The following is a 16,119-nucleotide window of genomic DNA, read 5'->3' on the forward strand; positions in this document are numbered from 1 at the left end:
CCGCTGTCGGAAAGGACGACGCCATGCGCACCGTACCGACGGAGCAGCCCAGCACGCAGCGCGGTGACCGCGCAATCCCGTTGTCGGGCCTGGGGCAGGTGCCCTGGAGCGACATCAGGGACTCCACCGGCTCCGCGGCCGGCATCCCCCTGTTGCTCCACCAGGTGGCCTCGGGCGACGCCCCGACCGCCGGTGCCGCGCTGGACCAACTGCGCGGACGCATCTGCCAGTACGGCTTCGTGGTGGAGCAGGCCACCGCCGCCACGGTCCCCTTCCTGTGGGAGCTCGCCCGGCTTCCGGGCGTGACCTGCCGTCCGCGGATCATCCAACTGCTCAGGAGCATCGCCGACGCCCGGCAGTGGGAGAGCGTCGCCGCGGTCTACCCCAAGCTGCTCAACCACCCTGAGAACCCGGTGGTGTGGGAGCGCCGGGCGCGGCGGGCCGTGCGGGCCCGGCGCGGCGAGCTGCCGGTGCTGCTGGCCGACCGCGACCGCGAGATCGCCGGGGCCACGGCAGAACTCGCCGACGCGCTCGCCGAGTGAGGGCGGGGCCCGGGGCCCGGGGCCTCCGGGCGACCTGACCGCGCGGACCCACTGCGCGAATTCGGCCACCAGCGCGAAGAATCACTCGCCGAGTGGGCCCGTGGCCGCAGGCTGTCCGTCCTGAGAGGCTCACGGCGGTGTGTTCTCCTGTGCGTCTCCTGCGTGGCGCTGACCCAATCGTGGCCGTGGGGCCGAAAAGCACCTATATTGCGGATACCTCTGCCGGGTCGTGCGGCGCCCTGCTGCCGCAGACGGGAGCTGCCCGGACATGTGCGGCCGAGTGTTCAGCGGAGGTCCCGGTGGGCGTTGTCCGAACGATCGAGAACTGGCGCGAGCGCGGGGCGTGCCGTTTCGAGGATCCCGAGCTGTTCTTCCCGCTCGGGGAGAGCGGTCCGTCCGTGCGTCAGATAGAACAGGCCCGCGCGGTGTGCCACCGGTGCCCTGTGCTGGGCGAGTGCCGGGCCTGGGCCCTGCGCAACAGCGAGTACGACGGTGTCTGGGGCGGCATGACCGCCGGGGAGCGCCGCGCCGCGGCGCGGCGCAGATCAGGGAGCCGCGGCCGGTAGAGCCGGCGGCGCCACGGTGGCGAGCGGTGGCCCCGCCACTGGAAATCGACTGAATTCGGTCAAACATATTGCCCGCGGCCGGTCGCCGTGCATGGCACGGCGTGCCGCGGGCATACGGAGCAAAAATCGAAGAGAGGGGCGCTCCGTGCTGGTTCCGGACCCGAAGGTCGTCAGGACGTTGCTGACCAGGTACGCATCGCTGAAGATCGCTCAGGCGGAGAGGGAGCGGGCCGAGACGGCCCGGGAACTGGAGGACGTCAGCTACACCTTGTGCGTCATGATGGGGGCCACCGGCATCCACGAGGCCATCGGCAAGGCGGACGCCCTGCTGCTCGCCCGGGGGCGGGCGGCGGACGCGGACGTGAGCACCGACGCCGACGGGGACGGCGTCCTGTCCCTGGCGGTCTGAACCCGGCCGCCCGAACCCGGTCGCACGCAACCTTGTTGACCCCACGGCAGACGTACGAGCGGAAGCTCTCCTGGCACGGCGTGCCGTCAAGGAGCCGTCGTACGCCTGCCGTTGGCGTGCTCACGTGCCCGAGGGCCGGGCCGGCCGAGCCACTTGGCGATCGTGCGGGCGATCGGCTGGCCGGTCTCCACCTCGACGAACCCGAACTGGCCGGACTGGTTGCACTCCAGGAACCACCAGGTGCCGTCGGCGTCCTCGGCGAAGTCGAAGGCCCCGTAGGCGAGTTCGGCCTGCCGTAGATAGGTGCGCACCGAAGCGGCCACGCGTGGCGGGACCTCGGCCGGCCGCCACGGCGTCCCGGACGCGGCGAACCGGACGTCCACCTCCTCCGGATCGGCGTCCGCCGCGGTCGCCTTGCGGGCGGCCAGCAGCGTGTCGCCGACCACGGTCAGCCGGATGTCGGCGCGCTTGGCGATCCTGCGCTGCAGCAGGGTCGGTCCGTAGGCCACCGCGCCGAAGTCCGCGTCCGGAGCGACCCGGCTGGTCGGCACCGCCCTCGGCGGCTCCAGCGGATGCGCGCCGGAGACCGGTTTGACCACCAGGTCCGGGAAGCGTTCGGCGAACTCCCGGGCCGCCTGCGGGAACGTGGTGATGAGCGTGGCCGGCACCGGCAGGCCGCTGCGCTGGGCGAGGCGCAGCTGCCAGGGCTTGTGCCGGGCGCGCTCGGCCGCGTCCGGATGGTTCATCCAGCGGGCTCCGCAGCCGCGCAGCATTCCGTACAGGGCCTGTGCGGCCTCCTCGGACAGCCACGCGGACGGCCGGCTCGCCCGGGCCGCCGGAACTCCCGGTCTGCGCACCCAGACCGAGCGCAGGCGGCTCACGCTCACCAGCCGTCCGCCCGCGGACAGATGGCCGTCGAAGGAGCCGTCGGCCCACTCGCCCGACAGGGCGGCGCCCGCGGTCAGATCGGCCGGATCCAGCCGGACCACCGGGGTCGAGGAGGCGTTCAGGTGCATCACCACCATGTCCGCCGTCACGTCCTCCTCGCCCGTGAGGATCAGTACGGTCATCTCCGCGGCCGTGTTCAGTCGTCGAAGTGCGTCTTGGAGCCCGCCGTGGAGGTCGTGGTGCCCAGTTCTCTCAGCAGCGCGTGGTCGGATGCGGCGATCCGTCCGTCCATGAGAACGTTCAACTGCAGCCCGGAATCGTAGGCGTACGGCGTGGCGGCGTCCCGTTCCACTGCCGGACGAGCGTAGTTGAGCGCGAACGGTTGCATCGTCTCTCCCCTGTCGGTGCAGCCGCGACCAAGCGGTATTGCTGCTTGTGGCGTCGCTTGGCCCGCTGACTTCGTTTCGGGTTCCCGAGACTTATACGAATCGAACGGGTGAATGGTTTCCTTACGGAGCGTAGTCTTTGGCGTCCGGATGCCCTCGGCGTCCGAAAAATCCGGGTCGCCGGGCCAGGGCGGGCAGCCGGTCGCCGCCTGCGGCGTGCAGCGAACGCAGGGCCAGCAGCAGCACGCCGATGTCGTCGAGGTACACCGGATCGGGCAGCAGGTCCGTGGGCAGGACGAGATAGACGACCGCACCCCAGAAGACCCAGCGCGGCCCCGTCGGAAGGCCGGCGCGGCGCAGCTCCCGCCGGGTGCGCACCAGACGCCTGAGCAGCATGACGGCCACGGCCAGCACGGCGGCCAGGGCCAGCACGACGGCCGTGACGACGGCGGTCATGAGCAGCACGTTCCCGGTGGAGTCCACGGTCAGGGCCCTTCTCGTCGTGCCGCTCGCGGCGCCTTCCTCTGTCGGATGCCCAGGTTGCCGGACTTCCATGACCGGACGTCACCCCGCTGCGTCGTCCCGGTGGCGCGCCGGGCGGCAGCGCCCTTGTAATGGCGGGGTAAAGGCGTGTCGCGCTTCGGGGGCGCAGGAGCGGCCGCACCCCTGCCATGGAGCCCAGCATGACCACCCGCTCTTCACCATCCCAGTCGAACCAGGCCGTCATCGACCTCACCGACGAGATCCACTGGTCCGGGCCGCCCGGCGGCGTGGTGGAAGGCGCCGCGGACGAGGGCGCGTCCGGTGATCCGGTCGGCGGCCTCGTCCGGGCCGCGGTCGACGACCGCCCCCTGGAGGAGGTCCTCCGGCTCGTCACCCTCCTTGAGGAGGCGCCCGAGCACGCCGAGGCCGTCCGGCACGCCCTGCGCGCGGTCGCCCTGGACCGGCCCGTGGAGGACGTCGCTCGTCTGGTCGCCGAGCTGACCCGGCCGCCGCGGCCGGCCGACAGCGCCGACGACACGATCCGCGCGGCGGTCGGCGGCCGCTGTGTGGAGGACGTCACCCGGCTGGTGGCGCTGCTCCACCGGCCACCGCATCCGCCGCACTGCGGCCGGACGGCGATCCGCGCGGCAGCCGCCGGCCGCACGGTCGAGGAACTGGTGGAGCTGATCGGACGGCTGGCCCGGGAGCGGCACGACGAACCGTACGCCGAACCGTACGATGTGCCGTTCTCCGAGCCGGGCGCGGCCGGGGGCCAGGAGCAGGAGGCCGCGGGCGAGCCGGGGGAGCGGGCCGGGCGGGCCGCCTTCTGGCCGAGCTGGATCGCCGCGGCGGCCCTCGTGGTGTGCGGTGCGGCCTACTTCCCGCTGCGCTGGCAGGGCGTGCCCCTGTTCGTCTGCTTCCTCGCTCTCACCGTGTCGGGGCTGTGCGGGCTGCTGGCCCTGCTGCTGGCCGTGCGCACCGGTGTGGCGGCCCTGGTGGCGGGAGCGGTCGTCCCGGCGGTACCGGCCGCGGTCGGCTACGTCGAGGGCAGGTTCGCCCCGGCGCAGGCCTCCCGCGCCCTGGCGATCACGGTGGCACCGCCGCTGAGCGCCGGACTGACCGCGGTGTGCGCGTCGTTGGCCAGCCTGGCCGCGCTGTCGCTGCTGCTGATGGTGCAGGCGGCCGAGCGGCATCCGCCGCCCCGGCCGGCCGGACTCGGCTCACGGGCTGTCAACCCGCCCGCTCCGTAAGCCGGTTGCCCGGCGCCGGGAAGGGCCCCGTTCGGAAGCGAACGCCGGTGGCCCGACGGCCGGCGCCACCCGCGAGGGAGCCGCACCGCCGCGGCGCGTCCGGGCGGCCTCCCGGACGCGCCGCCGCACGGACCGCGTGTCCGGCCCGCGGCACCCGGCGGTTCCGGGCACCCGACCGCCGCGAACCGGGTTCAGTCCCCGGTCCGCGGATCCGAGCCTCCGGCCGGCGGGGACGTGCCGGCGTCCCCGCCGGCCGGAGTCGTGCCACCGTCGCCGGAGGCGGCCTCGCCGTCCTTCGGCCGCCGGTCCGGGGCACTGCCCTGGCGCAGCGACAGGGCGGTGCCCTTCAGGCGCCCCAGCCCGCGCGCCAGTTGCTGGAGGGGGGACCCCGAGGCCGTACGGGCCTGCTTCCTGGCGGGCAGTACGCCCTGGGCCTCCGTCTCCCGGTACACGGCGAGGGCCTCGTGGGCGCGCTCGGCTGCCTCCTTGTACAGGTCCCGGGACTTCGTCATCGCCGCCAGGGCCTCGGAGTACATGGTGACGAGCTCGCGCGCCCGGGCGAGTTCCTCCTCGAGGGTCAGCAACTGCCAGTCCTCGCGCAGCGCGGTGAGGGCGCGGTCGGCGCCGTCCGGCAGGGGCCTGGGCAGCGCGGCGAAACGGTTGACGGCGTCGATGAGTTCGGCCGGTTCCGTGCCGTCGAGGAAGACGCTGCGCACCGAGAACTCCGCCACGTCGTAGCCGGGCGGCGCCGGACTGCCGGGCAGGACCACCGCCCCGCCGCGGGGGATCCGGACGCCGAAGTCGTCCAGCACCCAGTTCACGGCCCGGAACCGGTGCGGCGCGGCCCGGTGCTCCACGACCCGGTGCCGCAGCCCCTCGGGCAGCACCCGCACCACCGCCGCCCGGCCGCGCTCGTCGGGCGTCATGGCCTCGTGGACGACGACGTGCAGCGCCCAGGTGTCCCGCGCCGCGTGCCGCAGGATCCGCCGGAGATCCTTGTCGTCGTCGGGGAGAGCGGTGACCTCGCCGAGCCGCAGCCCGGTGACGGCCTCCTGCTGCCAGCCGGCGTCGGGCCCCTGCGGCCAGAACATGGTCGCGGGGGAGGGCCACCGCGGATCCCACGGCCGCTCCGCCTCCGCCATCAGCACCCACTCGCGCTCTTGTCCGGCCTGTCCGGATCCGGAGCCGGCGAGGGGCGACAGGGTGAGCCGGGCCCGTACGGTCACCTCGCCGGGCACCAGCCAGCGGGCCTCGAAGACCTTCTCACCGGTGGGGCCGGTGTCGTCCGGTTCGAGGTGGTCGAAGATGACGCCGTCGGCCCTGAGCTGCTTCAGGTGGCGCCGTACGACGTCCTCCGCGGCAGGCCCGGTGTGGCGGCCGCGGGCCGGCCACACCGTGGGCGGTGTCGCGGGACGGGGGGAGGGAGAGTTCGACATGAGCCAATCTGAGAGCGGGGACGGCGTGTGCGTTCAGTATCGCCAAGCCGGATCATGCCCGGTCGCGCGGGGTCGATGCCCGTCGCGCCGCGGCGGCCGCACCGTGCGCCCACGGCCGTGCGTATGACGTGGCGGCGAGTTCTCCGTGGTCAGCCGGTCCGCGTGGCGGCCCGCAGACGTGCGCCGTGAGTCCCCCGCGGGCGACGGCGCGGCGTTGACGCGGGCGCCGGAGAACCGGCAGGCGTTACCGGTGCCGCCTTCCCCGTTCGGAGCACGTCACGCCCTGTGAGGCTGACAGTCCTACTGCATTCGGCGGTGAAACGGTGTTCTGCGGGGCCCGGGACCCTCACCGTGGGAACGCCCGTGTTCTTCGAGCAACAGGAGTTCTCCATGAGGATCAGAATGACGGCTGCCGCCGCCCTGGCCGGTGCGGCCCTGATGACGTGCGCGGGAACGGCCGCGGCCGACGCCAACGCGAACGGTACGGCGAACAACAGCCCCGGGGTGCTCTCCGGCAACGTCATCCAGCTCCCCATCAACCTCGGTCTCAACCTGTGCGGCAACTCGGTCAACGTGGGCGGCCTGCTCAACCCCGCCACCGGGAACGGTTGCGCGAACAGCTAGGGCGCCCCCGGCGGGGCGGTGCGCGCGCCCGCGCGCACCTGTTTCCCGCACAGCGAAACGAGCCGTGCCCCGCGAGGGGCCACGGCTCGTTTCGCTCACCACGTCTGCGGGCGCGCCGGACTACGCGCCGCTCGCGCGGAGCATGTCCTCACGTTCGACGATCTTCACACGCTCACGGCCCTGCGGCTCGCCGAGGGCCTTCTCGGCGGCGTCCAGGCGGTACCAGCCCTCCCAGGTGGTGAAGCGGACGTTCCGCTCGGCGAGGAAGGCGTCGACGGCCTCCGGGGCGGGCGAGGCGGGGGTGTGCAGGCGCCCGTTGGCGAAGTCGTCCAGCAGGTTGGCGACCGTCTCGTTGGCGTCGCCCTTGGTGTGGCCGATGAGGCCCACGGGGCCGCGCCGGATCCAGCCGGTGACGTACAGGGACTGCAGGTGCTCGCCGGACTCGGCGACGATCCGGCCGCCCTCGTCCGGGACCGTGCCCGACTCCAGGTCCCAGGGCAGCTTGGGCAGCTTGTCGGAGAGGTAGCCCACGGCGCGGTAGACGGCCGTGACGTCCCAGTCCTTGAAGGTGCCGGTGCCCTTGACGTTTCCGGTGCCGTCGAGCTCCGTGCGCTCGGTGCGCAGGCCGGCGACCCGGCCGTCCTCGCCGAGGATCTCGGCCGGGGACTCGAAGAAGTGCAGGAACAGCTTGTGCGGCCGGTTGCCGACGTCGCGGATCGCCCAGTTCTCCAGGGTCTTGGCGACCATGTCGGCCTGCTTGTTGCCGCGCCGGGTCGCGATGGAGCCCTCGTCGTAGTCGATGTCCTCGGGGTCGACGACGACCTCGATCGAGGGGGAGTGGTCCAGCTCCCGCAGTTCCATCGGGCTGAACTTGGCCTGCGCCGGGCCCCGGCGGCCGAACACGTGGATCTCCACGGCCTCGTTGGCCTTCAGGCCCTCGTGCACGTTCGGCGGGATCTCGGTCGGCAGCAGCTCGTCGGCCGTCTTGGCCAGGATGCGCGCCACGTCCAGGGCGACGTTGCCGACCCCGAGCACGGCGACCTTCCGTGCCGTCAGCGGCCAGGTGCGCGGCACGTCCGGGTGCCCGTCGTACCAGGAGACGAAGTCCGCGGCGCCGTACGAGCCGTCCAGCTCGATGCCGGGTATGGGCAGCGCCCGGTCGGCCGTCGCGCCGGTGGAGAAGATCACGGCGTCGTAGAACGCGCGCAGGTCGTCCAGGCTGATGTCGCCCGGGTAGTCGACGTTGCCGAAGAGCCGGATCTGCGGTTTGTCGAGCACCTGGTGGAGGGCCGTGACGATGCCCTTGATGCGGGGGTGGTCGGGGGCGACCCCGTAGCGGATCAGGCCGAACGGGGCCGGCATGCGCTCGAAGAGGTCGATGGACACGCCCGGCTCGGTGGCCACGTCGGACTTGAGGAGGGCATCGGCGGCGTAGATCCCGGCGGGGCCGGCTCCGACGATGGCTACCCGCAGGGGGCGGGGCATGATCAGGTTCCCTTCGAGCGAGGACGTTCGACTCGTCGGTAACCCTAAACTAAGGCAAACCTAAGTCGGTATGCGGGTCCCGTCTATGGACTCATAAAGCCGATGTATGACCTGCGCGACCGCAGGACGGCACGGCGCCGGTCGGGCATGGTGGACCTGTGATCGGGTTGGCCGCGTGCTTCGCCGTGATGGGTGCCGCCAGCAACGCCATGGGCACCGCCTTCCAGCGCAAGGCGGCCTCCACCGTCGCGCGCGGCGGCGGGCTGCGGCTGCTGCTCGCCCTGGCGCGCCGCCCCGCCTGGCTCGCGGGCATCGGCGGGGTGATGGGGGCCGCCCTGTTCCAGGCACTCGCGCTGTTGAACGGGCCGATGGCGCTGGTGCAGCCCCTGTTCATCCTGGAACTGCCGTTCGCCCTGCTCATCGCCGCCCCGCTGATGCACCGGGGGCTGCCCCGAGCGGGCTGGTGGGGTGTGGCGGGCATGGTCGGCGGGCTCACGCTGGTCCTGGTCTCGGCCGCTCCCTCCGGGGCCCGGGACCAGGCGCCCATGACACGGTGGATCCCGGCCCTGGCGGTGTGCCTGGGAGCGATGGCGGCGGCGGTGGTCCTCGCCAGGCCCGGCCGCCCCGCCCTGTTCCGGGCCGCCGTGCTGGCCGCGGCCGCCGCCATCGGCAACGCCCTGACCGCCGCCCTGCTGAAGTCCGCGGCCGGCAACCTCGACGCCTCCGGCTTCGCGGCCTTCCTCACCACCTGGCAGACGTACGGGTTCGCCCTCACCGGGATTGGTGCCCTGTTGCTGCTGGAGAACGCCCTTCAGGCCGGCTCCCTGGCCGCCTCCCAGCCGGCGCTGACGGTCGGCGACGCGACGGTGAGCCTGCTGCTCGGCGTCCTGCTCTTCGGCGAACAGGTCCGTACGGGCTGGTGGCTGCTCCCGGAGCTGCTCGGCGCCGGGGCGATCCTGTGGGGCGTCCTGCGCCTCATCCGCGTGGTCCCGCACGCCCAACGGGCCCTTCGCGGCGACGGCCGCCCGGCCGCCCCGGCCACCGACCGGCCTGCCCCACCCGAGCGCGCGGCCGGATCGTAGAACCGGGACCCGGCCGCACCACCGGGCCCGGGCCTCGGCCGCACGGACCGAGGAGCGAGCGGTCAGGGCGGCCGGCCGGCGGACGTTGCCTGTCGGGGCACCGGGCCTCAGCCCGGGAAGCGATCCGTGGAGCGCAGTGTCCAGCGGCGTTCCGCGTAGGCGAGGTCGTCACGCCACAGGCGTCCCGCGGCCGCCCGGATCAGCGGCCGCAGCAGCGGCGCCGCGCGGCGGGCCGCCGTGAAACCCGGGCGGTCGGAGGTGGCCACCACCGCCTCCACGACGGCGGTACGCGGCCGGCCGTACGCGTCGGGGCCCAGTGGCGTGGCGTGCGTCTCCACCACCGAACCCCGCCCCTCGCCCTCGGTGATGCGCATGACCACCGTGCGCGGTCCCGGGGCGGTGAACTCCGCCCGCACGGGCACCACCAGGCGCCCCGCCACCTTGAACGACACGTCCACGGTGAAACCGTCGTCGCCCTCCGTCCCGCCCGGCTGCGCGACCACCCTGAGGTCCACGAACGAGTACGGGTGGAACCAGGCGCCGTGCCAGGGATCCAGCCGGTTGGCGACCACGTCCTCCGGCTCGCAGACGCCGACGCCCAGGTAGACGGCCGACAGCGCGGCGGACCCGGCCGGCCGCCGGGGAACGGACGGCGCGGCGGTGGCCGGCTCACCGCCGACGTCGTCCAGGCGCACCCAGACCAGCACCCCGTCGTCGTGCACGGGCAGCGGCTCCCAGCCGGCGAACGGCGCCCCGTCCAGGGCGAGTCCATGCCAGTGGCAGATCAGCGTGCCGCACCGGACCCGGCTGTCCGCCAGGGGTGCCCCCAGGTGCGGGCAGACACCGGGACCGGCCACCAGCCGGCCGTCGGCGCCGCGCCAGGCGACGACCTCCCGGCCGCCCACGGTCCGTGACAGGGGACGCTCACCGCCCACGTCCCGGGTGGCCCCGACGACGTACCAGTTGCCCGATGGGCGGTCCCGCGCCCGCTTCAACGCCTGCGCGATGACGGCGGGGCGGGCGTCCACCCAGGTCGGGCGCTGGTCCTGCCAGGGCACCGGGCGCGGCCGTACCCGCAGGAGACGGCGCCGGGGACGTCCGGGGGACGGGGATGTCACACGACCTCCTGGCGTGCGGGGGCCTGAGCTGCGGACGGCGCGGTGAGGCGCGTGGGCCGGGGTCGTTCCCTACGGAGCCGGAGGCCGCCGCGGTGCTCGGCGAGGCGGGCCGCGGCCACCCGGACCAGACCGTCCGCGGCGACCACCGCACGGCGCCCACGAGCCACCACGGCCCGCCGCTGCACCGTGCTGTAGCCGGCGTCGGCGACCGCGTCGAGAATGCCCGCGTACAGCACGAAAGCGGTCCGGATGCAGGGACGGGACACCGGGTCGAGCATGGCGATGCCGGGCACGGCCCGACGGTAGACCCGCCGGGTGAGGTCCTCGAAGGCGCGCAGCGCCGCCACGATGCGCCGGTCGGGGCGGCCGCTGTCCCGGCTCCAGCACAGCAGCTCCCGGTCGACCCCGTGCGATCCCAGCAGGTCGGCGGGCAGATAGATCCGGCCGCGGTCCAGGTCCTCGCCCACGTCCCGCAGGAAGTTGGTGAGCTGGAAGGCCACGCCGAGCGCGGCGGCGTGCGGGGCGGCCTCCTCGCGCGGCACCACCGTCCCGAGCACGGGCAGCATCTGCAGCCCGATCACCGCCGCCGAACCGTGCATGTAGGCGCGCAGATCGGCGTAGGTCGCGTAGTCCGTGACCTCCAGATCGCTGCGCATCGAGGCCATGAAGTCGGTGAAGTGGCGGTGGTCGATCGCGTAACGGCGCGCGGTGTCGGCCACGGCCCGCACCGTCGGCTCGCCGCTGAGGCCCTCGCGCAGACCGGCCTCCAGTTCCTCCCGGAGCCGGTCGAGCGCCACGGACCGCGCACTCGCGCTCACCGCCGGGTCCAGGGAATCGACGATGTCGTCCGCCCAGCGCGCGAAGCCGTACAGGGCGTGCACCGCCGGCCGTCGCTCGGCGGTCAGCAGCCGGGTGGCGAGGAAGTACGTCCTGCCGTGGCGGGCGTTCAGCCGACGGCACCGGGCGTACGCCTGGCGCAGCGCCGGATCGGTGATCCCCGCCGCGTCCAGCTCGCGGCCGGTCATGAGCGCGCTCCGTGGGCAGCCGGGCGTGCGGGCCCGCGCGTCCTCGGCCGGGCCGCCGCCCCTCCGGTGATGCGGGCGGCCGCCAGCTTGCCGGACAGCAGGACGGTCGGCACGCCGACGCCGGGTGTGGTCCCGCACCCGGCCAGCACCGCGTTCTCCGTGCCGCGCACCAGGTTGCGGGGCCGGAAGGGACCGGTCTGCGCGAAGGTGTGGGCGGCGGAGAAGGGGGTGCCCGCGGCGTGACCCAGAACCTGCCAGTCGGCGGGCGTGACCAGGCACTGCCGCTCGATCGCCGATCCGATGCCCGTGAGGCCCCTGCGCTCCAGCTCGGTGAGCAGTCCGTCGCGGTAGCGCGGCGCGAGGTCGCCCCACTGCGCGGCCGAGGGCCCCAGGGCCGTATTGGGGCAGGGCGCCAGGATGTAGTGGAGGTGACGGCCGGGCGGGGCAAGCCCGGGGTCGGTGGCCGTGGGGCGGCTGATCAGCAGGGAGGGATCGCTCATGAGCTCGCCGGTCCGGGTCAGTTCATGGAAGGTGCGCCGCCACGCCCGCCCGAACGACAGCGTGTGGTGCGCCAGCTCGGGCCATGTGCGGTCGCATCCGGCGTGCAGGACCACGGCGGACGGCGCATGCGTCAACGGAACCGGACGGCGCGGCGTGCGCCCGAGCAGGCGGTAGGCGACCGGCAGATCCGGTGTGAGGACGACGGCGTCGCACGGGATCCGCTCGTCGGCCGTCACGACCGCGGTGATCCGGCCGCAGAACCGTTCCAGCCGGGTGACGGACCGACCGAACCGCAGGTCGGCGCCCGCGCGGGCGGCGGCGTCCGCCATGGCCCGCGGCAGCGCGTGCATGCCGCCGCGCGGGAAGTACACCCCGGCCACGGTGTCCATGTAGGCGATCACCGCGTACGCGGCCAGCGCCCGGTGCGGGGCGACCCCCGCGTACAGCGACTGGAAGGAGAAGACCCGGCGCAGCCGTTCGTCCCGCAGGTACCGGCCGATGCGCGCATCGAGCCGCCCGAAGCCGCCGAGGACGGCCAGCCGGGCCAGATCGGCGTTGACGAGTTGCAGCGGCGAGTCGAAGTCGGCGTCGATGAACCGGCGCCGCTGCACCCGGTGGAGCTGTTCGAGCCAGCGGCGCAGCCGCCGGTATCCCGCCGCCTCCGTGCCGCCCGCGAAGCGCTCCACCTCGGCCTCCATGGCGGCCGCGTCGGTGTGCACGTCGAGCACGGCCCCGTCGGCGAACCTTGCCCGGTACGCCGGATGCAGCGGGACCAGGTCCACCCGGTCGCCGAGCCGCTCGCCGACCGCGGCGAACGCCTCCTCGGCGATGTCGGGCATGGTCAGCACGGTCGGGCCGGTGTCGATGAGGTAGCCGTCCCGCTCCAGCCGGCCGGCCCGCCCGCCGGGCAGCGGGTCCCGTTCGACGACGGTGACCCGGCGGCCCGCGCCCAGCAGATGCAGTGCGGCCGACAGCCCGGACAGCCCGGCACCGACGACCACCACGTGGTCGGTGCGCCCGGTGAGGGTCCTGGTCATCGGCCGCTCACCCCGCGCCCGTCGCCGCTGCGGGCCCCGGGAGGAGCCTTACGACCCGGTCGGGCACCGGCGGCGGTTCTCCACGCCCGGTGTCCCGTCGCTTGAGTGGAGCGCATGACCCAGTCCTTTCGCGTGGCCGAAGCACGGTTCGGCGAAGCACGGTTCTTCTGAGTCATTCCTCGGCGGCGGCGCCCGCGGATGCGCCGATCGGGGGCAGGTCGCCGGAGAACCACCCTGCCGGGCCCCTCGCGCCCGCCGACACGCCGCGCGCGCTGCGTCCGGACGCCCGGGGCAGCCGGAATGCTTCGGGTGACGCCCGAGTCCGTACGGGCGAGGCGGGAAGGAGCCCTGAGCCGTGCTGGAGGCGGACGTCGCCATCGTGGGAGCGGGAGCCGCGGGTCTGTCCCTGGCCCACTGGCTGGCCCGGAGCCCCGCCGGGACACGCCCCGTGACCGTCGTCCTCCTGGAGGCACCACCGGGCCCGCTGCGCCCGCCCCGCCGCACCTGGTGCTACTGGGAGACGGAGGACGGCCCGTACGACGCGGCCCTCACGACGTCCTGGCGGCGGCTGCGCGTCCACGGAACGGACGGCCACGCCACCGAACGGGACATCGCCCCGCTGCGCTACAAGATGCTCCGCTCGGACGACTTCGAGACGTTCGTCGCCCGCTGGACGGCCGGCAGCCCCGGCACGCGGCGGCTGACGGCCGCGGTCGAGACCGTCGAGCCGGTTCCCGGCGGCGCGGAGGTGCGCGCCCGCACCGCCGACGGGCGGACGGTGGCCGTACGGGCGCGCTGGGTGTTCGACTCCCGCCCGCTGGGCAGCCTCCCGGCGGCCCGGACGACGCTGCTCCAGCACTTCCACGGCTGGTTCGTGCGCCACGACCGGCCGGTCTTCGACCCGGACGCCGTGGAGTTCATGGACTTCCGCACCCCCCAGCCCGCGCACGGGCTGTCATTCGGGTACGTCCTGCCCACCGGGCGGCGGCACGCGCTCGTCGAGTACACCGAGTTCTCCCCGCGGGTCCTGCCGCGCCCGGAGTACGAGGCCGCCCTGCGGCGCTACACCGGAAGCGTGCTGCGGCTCGGCCGCTTCGAGGTCACCGGCACCGAGTCGGGGGTGATCCCCATGACGGACGCCGTGTTCGCCCGGCAGAGCGGTCCCACGGTCTTCCGCATCGGCGTGGCTTCCGGAGCGGCCCGCCCCTCGACCGGATTCACGTTCGCCACCGTGCAGCGCCAGACGCGTGCCGTGGCCGCCGCGCTCCACGCGGGACGCCGTCCCCTGCCGCCGCCCGCGCACCGGGCCCGCGCCCGGGCCATGGACGCCGTCCTGCTGCATGCCCTCGACAGCGGCCGCGTCGACGGGGCGGCCTTCTTCGCCCAGTTGTTCCGGCGGGTTCCGGCACAGCGGCTGCTGCGCTTCCTCGACGGCCGGACCAGGCTCCACGAGGACCTGTCGATCGGCCTGCGCACCCCCGTCCTGCCCATGCTGCGCTCCGCGTTCGAACTGCGCCGCCTGCCCCGTCGGCCCTTCCCCGGCCCCTGACCGCCGCCGCCCCGCCTCCCAGTCTCGCCGTGCGCGAGATCTCCCCGCGCCGTACCCCACGACCTACGGAGACCGCATGCCCGCGCCGCACGACCCCGACCCGACCGCCACGGCCGGTGCCCCGGACGGCCGCGCCCCGTCCTCGCGCCCCAGCCCGGCGGCCCCTGCCCGCCGAGGCCGGGACCGGCGCGCCCGGGTACTGCTGCCGGCCCCGGGCACACCGCGGATCACCGGACCGGTGGCCCCCGCGACGGCCGTCGTCGGCGGCGGCATCGCGGGGCTGGCCGCGGCGACCGCGCTGGCGGAGCGCGGAGTGCGGGTCACGCTGTACGAGCGCGAACCGGTCCTCGGCGGCCGGCTCGCGGGATGGCCCACCACGCTGCGGGACGGTACGGCCGTGACGATGGGCAGGGGATTCCACGCCTTCTTCCGCCAGTACTACAACCTGCGCGGGCTGCTGCGCCGGACCGATCCGCCTCTGGAACGGCTGAACGGCTTGCCGGACTACCCCCTGTGGCACCGGTCCGGGATGCGCGACGGCTTCCGGCACGTGCCGCGGACCCCGCCGTGGAGCGCCCTCGGCTTCGCGGCCCTGAGCCCGTCCTTCCCGCCGCGCGAGCTGACCCGGATGCGCCCGGTCGCGGCACTGCCGCTGCTCGACGTGCGCGTACCCGACGTGTACGACCGCCTCGACCACGTCAGCGCCCACGACCTCCTGGAGTCGGTCCGTTTCCCCGAGGCCGCGCGTCACCTCGCCTTCGAGGTCTTCTCCCGGAGCTTCTTCGCCGACCCGCGGGAGCTGTCGGCCGCCGAGATGGCCCTCATGTTCCACATCTACTTCCTGGGGTCGGCCGAGGGGCTCCTCTTCGACGTCCCGGCCGAGCCGTTCCCGGCCGCCCTGTGGCTCCCCCTGGCCCGCTACCTGCGGCTGCACGGCGCCGAACTGCGCACGTCGGCACCCGTGCACAGCGTCGCACCGGCTCCGCACGGCGGATTCACCGTGGACCTGCCGGACGGACCGCGCCACCATGACGCCGTGGTGCTGGCCCTGGACGTCGCCGGGCTGTGGCGGCTCGTGGCGGACTCCGTGCGGCTCGGCGACCCCGCGTGGCGCGCCGGGATCGGCCGCCTGCGCACCGCGCCGCCCTTCCTCGTCTCCCGCCTCTGGCTGGACCGCCCGGTGGCCCGCGACCGTCCGGGCTTCCTCGGGACCAGCGGGTACGGCATCCTCGACAACGTCAGCGTGATGGACCGCTGGGAGGGCGAGGCCGCCCGCTGGTCCGCGCGCACCGGCGGATCCGTGGTCGAACTGCACGCCTACGCCCTGCCGGAGGACGCGGACCCGGACGCCCAACGGGAGCTGCTCGTAGGGCAGTTGCACCGCGTCTACCCTGAGACGCGGGCGGCGCGCGTCGTGGACGAACGGCACGAGTGGCGGGCGGACTGCCCGCTGTTCCCGGTGGGCGGATACCGTGACCGGCCCACTGTGCGCACGGCCGACCCGCACCTGGTGCTCGCCGGCGACCTGGTCCGTACGGAACTGCCGGTGGCGCTCATGGAACGGGCGGCCACCAGCGGCTTCCTGGCCGCCAACGCCCTGCTGGAGCGCTGGGGCGTGCGCGGGCAGACCCTGTGGACGGTCCCGGACCAGGGGCGCAGCCGCGTACTGCGCGGGCTGGCGCGCCTGGCCCGCCGTCCCTGAACACCGGTCCTCGTACGGCCCGTTGCGACACCGGTC

General features: G+C 74.3%; 16 protein-coding genes. 8 read left to right on the plus strand and 8 right to left on the minus strand.

What is annotated here, in order from left to right:
- Positions 1 to 23: 23 nt before the first annotated feature.
- The 3 genes from ACF09J_RS27755 (at position 24) to ACF09J_RS27765 (ending at position 1,517) form a co-directional block, all read left to right on the plus strand.
- Positions 24 to 542: a hypothetical protein gene (locus ACF09J_RS27755; protein ID WP_392308184.1), complete on the plus strand. Its 519-nt coding sequence runs from the start codon at positions 24 to 26 to the stop codon at positions 540 to 542.
- 299 nt (positions 543 to 841) lie between these two features.
- Entirely contained in the window at positions 842 to 1,108 is a 267-nt protein-coding gene (locus ACF09J_RS27760) for a WhiB family transcriptional regulator (RefSeq protein ID WP_392308185.1), read from the plus strand.
- Positions 1,109 to 1,253: 145 nt separating this feature from the next.
- Complete coding sequence (locus tag ACF09J_RS27765) at positions 1,254 to 1,517, plus strand: DUF5133 domain-containing protein (protein WP_392308186.1); 264 nt, start codon at positions 1,254 to 1,256, stop codon at positions 1,515 to 1,517.
- Between the two features lie 86 nt (positions 1,518 to 1,603).
- Here ACF09J_RS27765 and tgmB read toward each other — a convergent pair whose 3' ends face one another.
- From tgmB to ACF09J_RS27780, 3 genes are all read right to left on the minus strand, one after another.
- Positions 1,604 to 2,587 (minus strand): ATP-grasp ribosomal peptide maturase, encoded by a 984-nt coding sequence (gene tgmB / locus ACF09J_RS27770; RefSeq protein ID WP_392308187.1) that lies wholly within the window; start codon positions 2,585 to 2,587, stop codon positions 1,604 to 1,606.
- Positions 2,588 to 2,601: 14 nt separating this feature from the next.
- Positions 2,602 to 2,793 (minus strand): putative ATP-grasp-modified RiPP, encoded by a 192-nt coding sequence (tgmA, locus tag ACF09J_RS27775; protein ID WP_141364557.1) that lies wholly within the window; start codon positions 2,791 to 2,793, stop codon positions 2,602 to 2,604.
- A 121-nt stretch (positions 2,794 to 2,914) separates the two neighbouring features.
- Positions 2,915 to 3,247, minus strand: a complete 333-nt coding sequence (locus tag ACF09J_RS27780) for a DUF1232 domain-containing protein (RefSeq protein WP_392308330.1) — start codon at positions 3,245 to 3,247, stop codon at positions 2,915 to 2,917.
- A gap of 227 nt (positions 3,248 to 3,474) precedes the next feature.
- On the opposite strand from ACF09J_RS27780, the gene ACF09J_RS27785 reads away from it, so the two are divergent.
- Positions 3,475 to 4,524 carry a hypothetical protein gene (locus ACF09J_RS27785; protein ID WP_392308188.1) on the plus strand — a complete coding sequence of 350 codons (1,050 nt, stop codon included), beginning with the start codon at positions 3,475 to 3,477 and terminating at the stop codon, positions 4,522 to 4,524.
- A gap of 191 nt (positions 4,525 to 4,715) precedes the next feature.
- On the opposite strand, the gene ACF09J_RS27790 is transcribed toward ACF09J_RS27785, so the two are convergent.
- The gene (locus ACF09J_RS27790; RefSeq protein ID WP_392308189.1) at positions 4,716 to 5,960 is read right to left on the minus strand and encodes a hypothetical protein; all 1,245 of its coding nucleotides are present in this window, start codon (positions 5,958 to 5,960) and stop codon (positions 4,716 to 4,718) included.
- 390 nt (positions 5,961 to 6,350) lie between these two features.
- Here ACF09J_RS27790 and ACF09J_RS27795 point away from each other — a divergent pair, with 390 nt between their 5' ends.
- A complete protein-coding gene (locus ACF09J_RS27795; protein ID WP_392308190.1) occupies positions 6,351 to 6,584 on the plus strand; it encodes a chaplin in 234 nt (77 codons plus the stop codon).
- A 120-nt stretch (positions 6,585 to 6,704) separates the two neighbouring features.
- On the opposite strand, the gene ACF09J_RS27800 is transcribed toward ACF09J_RS27795, so the two are convergent.
- Positions 6,705 to 8,069 carry an FAD-dependent oxidoreductase gene (locus ACF09J_RS27800; protein ID WP_392308191.1) on the minus strand — a complete coding sequence of 455 codons (1,365 nt, stop codon included), beginning with the start codon at positions 8,067 to 8,069 and terminating at the stop codon, positions 6,705 to 6,707.
- 158 nt (positions 8,070 to 8,227) lie between these two features.
- Here ACF09J_RS27800 and ACF09J_RS27805 point away from each other — a divergent pair, with 158 nt between their 5' ends.
- Positions 8,228 to 9,151, plus strand: coding sequence for a DMT family transporter (locus ACF09J_RS27805; RefSeq protein ID WP_392308192.1), 924 nt, complete (start codon positions 8,228 to 8,230; stop codon positions 9,149 to 9,151).
- 107 nt (positions 9,152 to 9,258) lie between these two features.
- On the opposite strand, the gene ACF09J_RS27810 is transcribed toward ACF09J_RS27805, so the two are convergent.
- Genes ACF09J_RS27810 through crtI form a run of 3 tightly spaced genes read right to left on the minus strand, consistent with a single transcriptional unit; the run spans position 9,259 to position 12,832 of the window.
- Positions 9,259 to 10,269 (minus strand): DUF5914 domain-containing protein, encoded by a 1,011-nt coding sequence (locus ACF09J_RS27810; RefSeq protein WP_392308193.1) that lies wholly within the window; start codon positions 10,267 to 10,269, stop codon positions 9,259 to 9,261.
- Complete coding sequence (locus ACF09J_RS27815) at positions 10,266 to 11,294, minus strand: phytoene/squalene synthase family protein (protein ID WP_392308194.1); 1,029 nt, start codon at positions 11,292 to 11,294, stop codon at positions 10,266 to 10,268. Before ACF09J_RS27815 ends, ACF09J_RS27810 begins: the two co-directional genes overlap by 4 nt.
- On the minus strand, positions 11,291 to 12,832 hold the full coding sequence (gene crtI / locus ACF09J_RS27820; protein ID WP_392308195.1) for a phytoene desaturase family protein: 1,542 nt from the start codon (positions 12,830 to 12,832) through the stop codon (positions 11,291 to 11,293). Before crtI ends, ACF09J_RS27815 begins: the two co-directional genes overlap by 4 nt.
- A 355-nt stretch (positions 12,833 to 13,187) precedes the next feature.
- Between crtI and ACF09J_RS27825 the strand changes: the two genes are divergently transcribed.
- Positions 13,188 to 14,381: a lycopene cyclase family protein gene (locus ACF09J_RS27825; protein ID WP_392308196.1), complete on the plus strand. Its 1,194-nt coding sequence runs from the start codon at positions 13,188 to 13,190 to the stop codon at positions 14,379 to 14,381.
- A 76-nt stretch (positions 14,382 to 14,457) separates the two neighbouring features.
- On the plus strand, positions 14,458 to 16,083 hold the full coding sequence (locus tag ACF09J_RS27830; RefSeq protein ID WP_392308197.1) for an FAD-dependent oxidoreductase: 1,626 nt from the start codon (positions 14,458 to 14,460) through the stop codon (positions 16,081 to 16,083).
- Positions 16,084 to 16,119: the final 36 nt, after the last annotated feature.

Origin of the sequence: Streptomyces sp. NPDC014889 (genome assembly GCF_043081205.1) — a bacterium.
Lineage (GTDB): Bacteria > Actinomycetota > Actinomycetes > Streptomycetales > Streptomycetaceae > Streptomyces.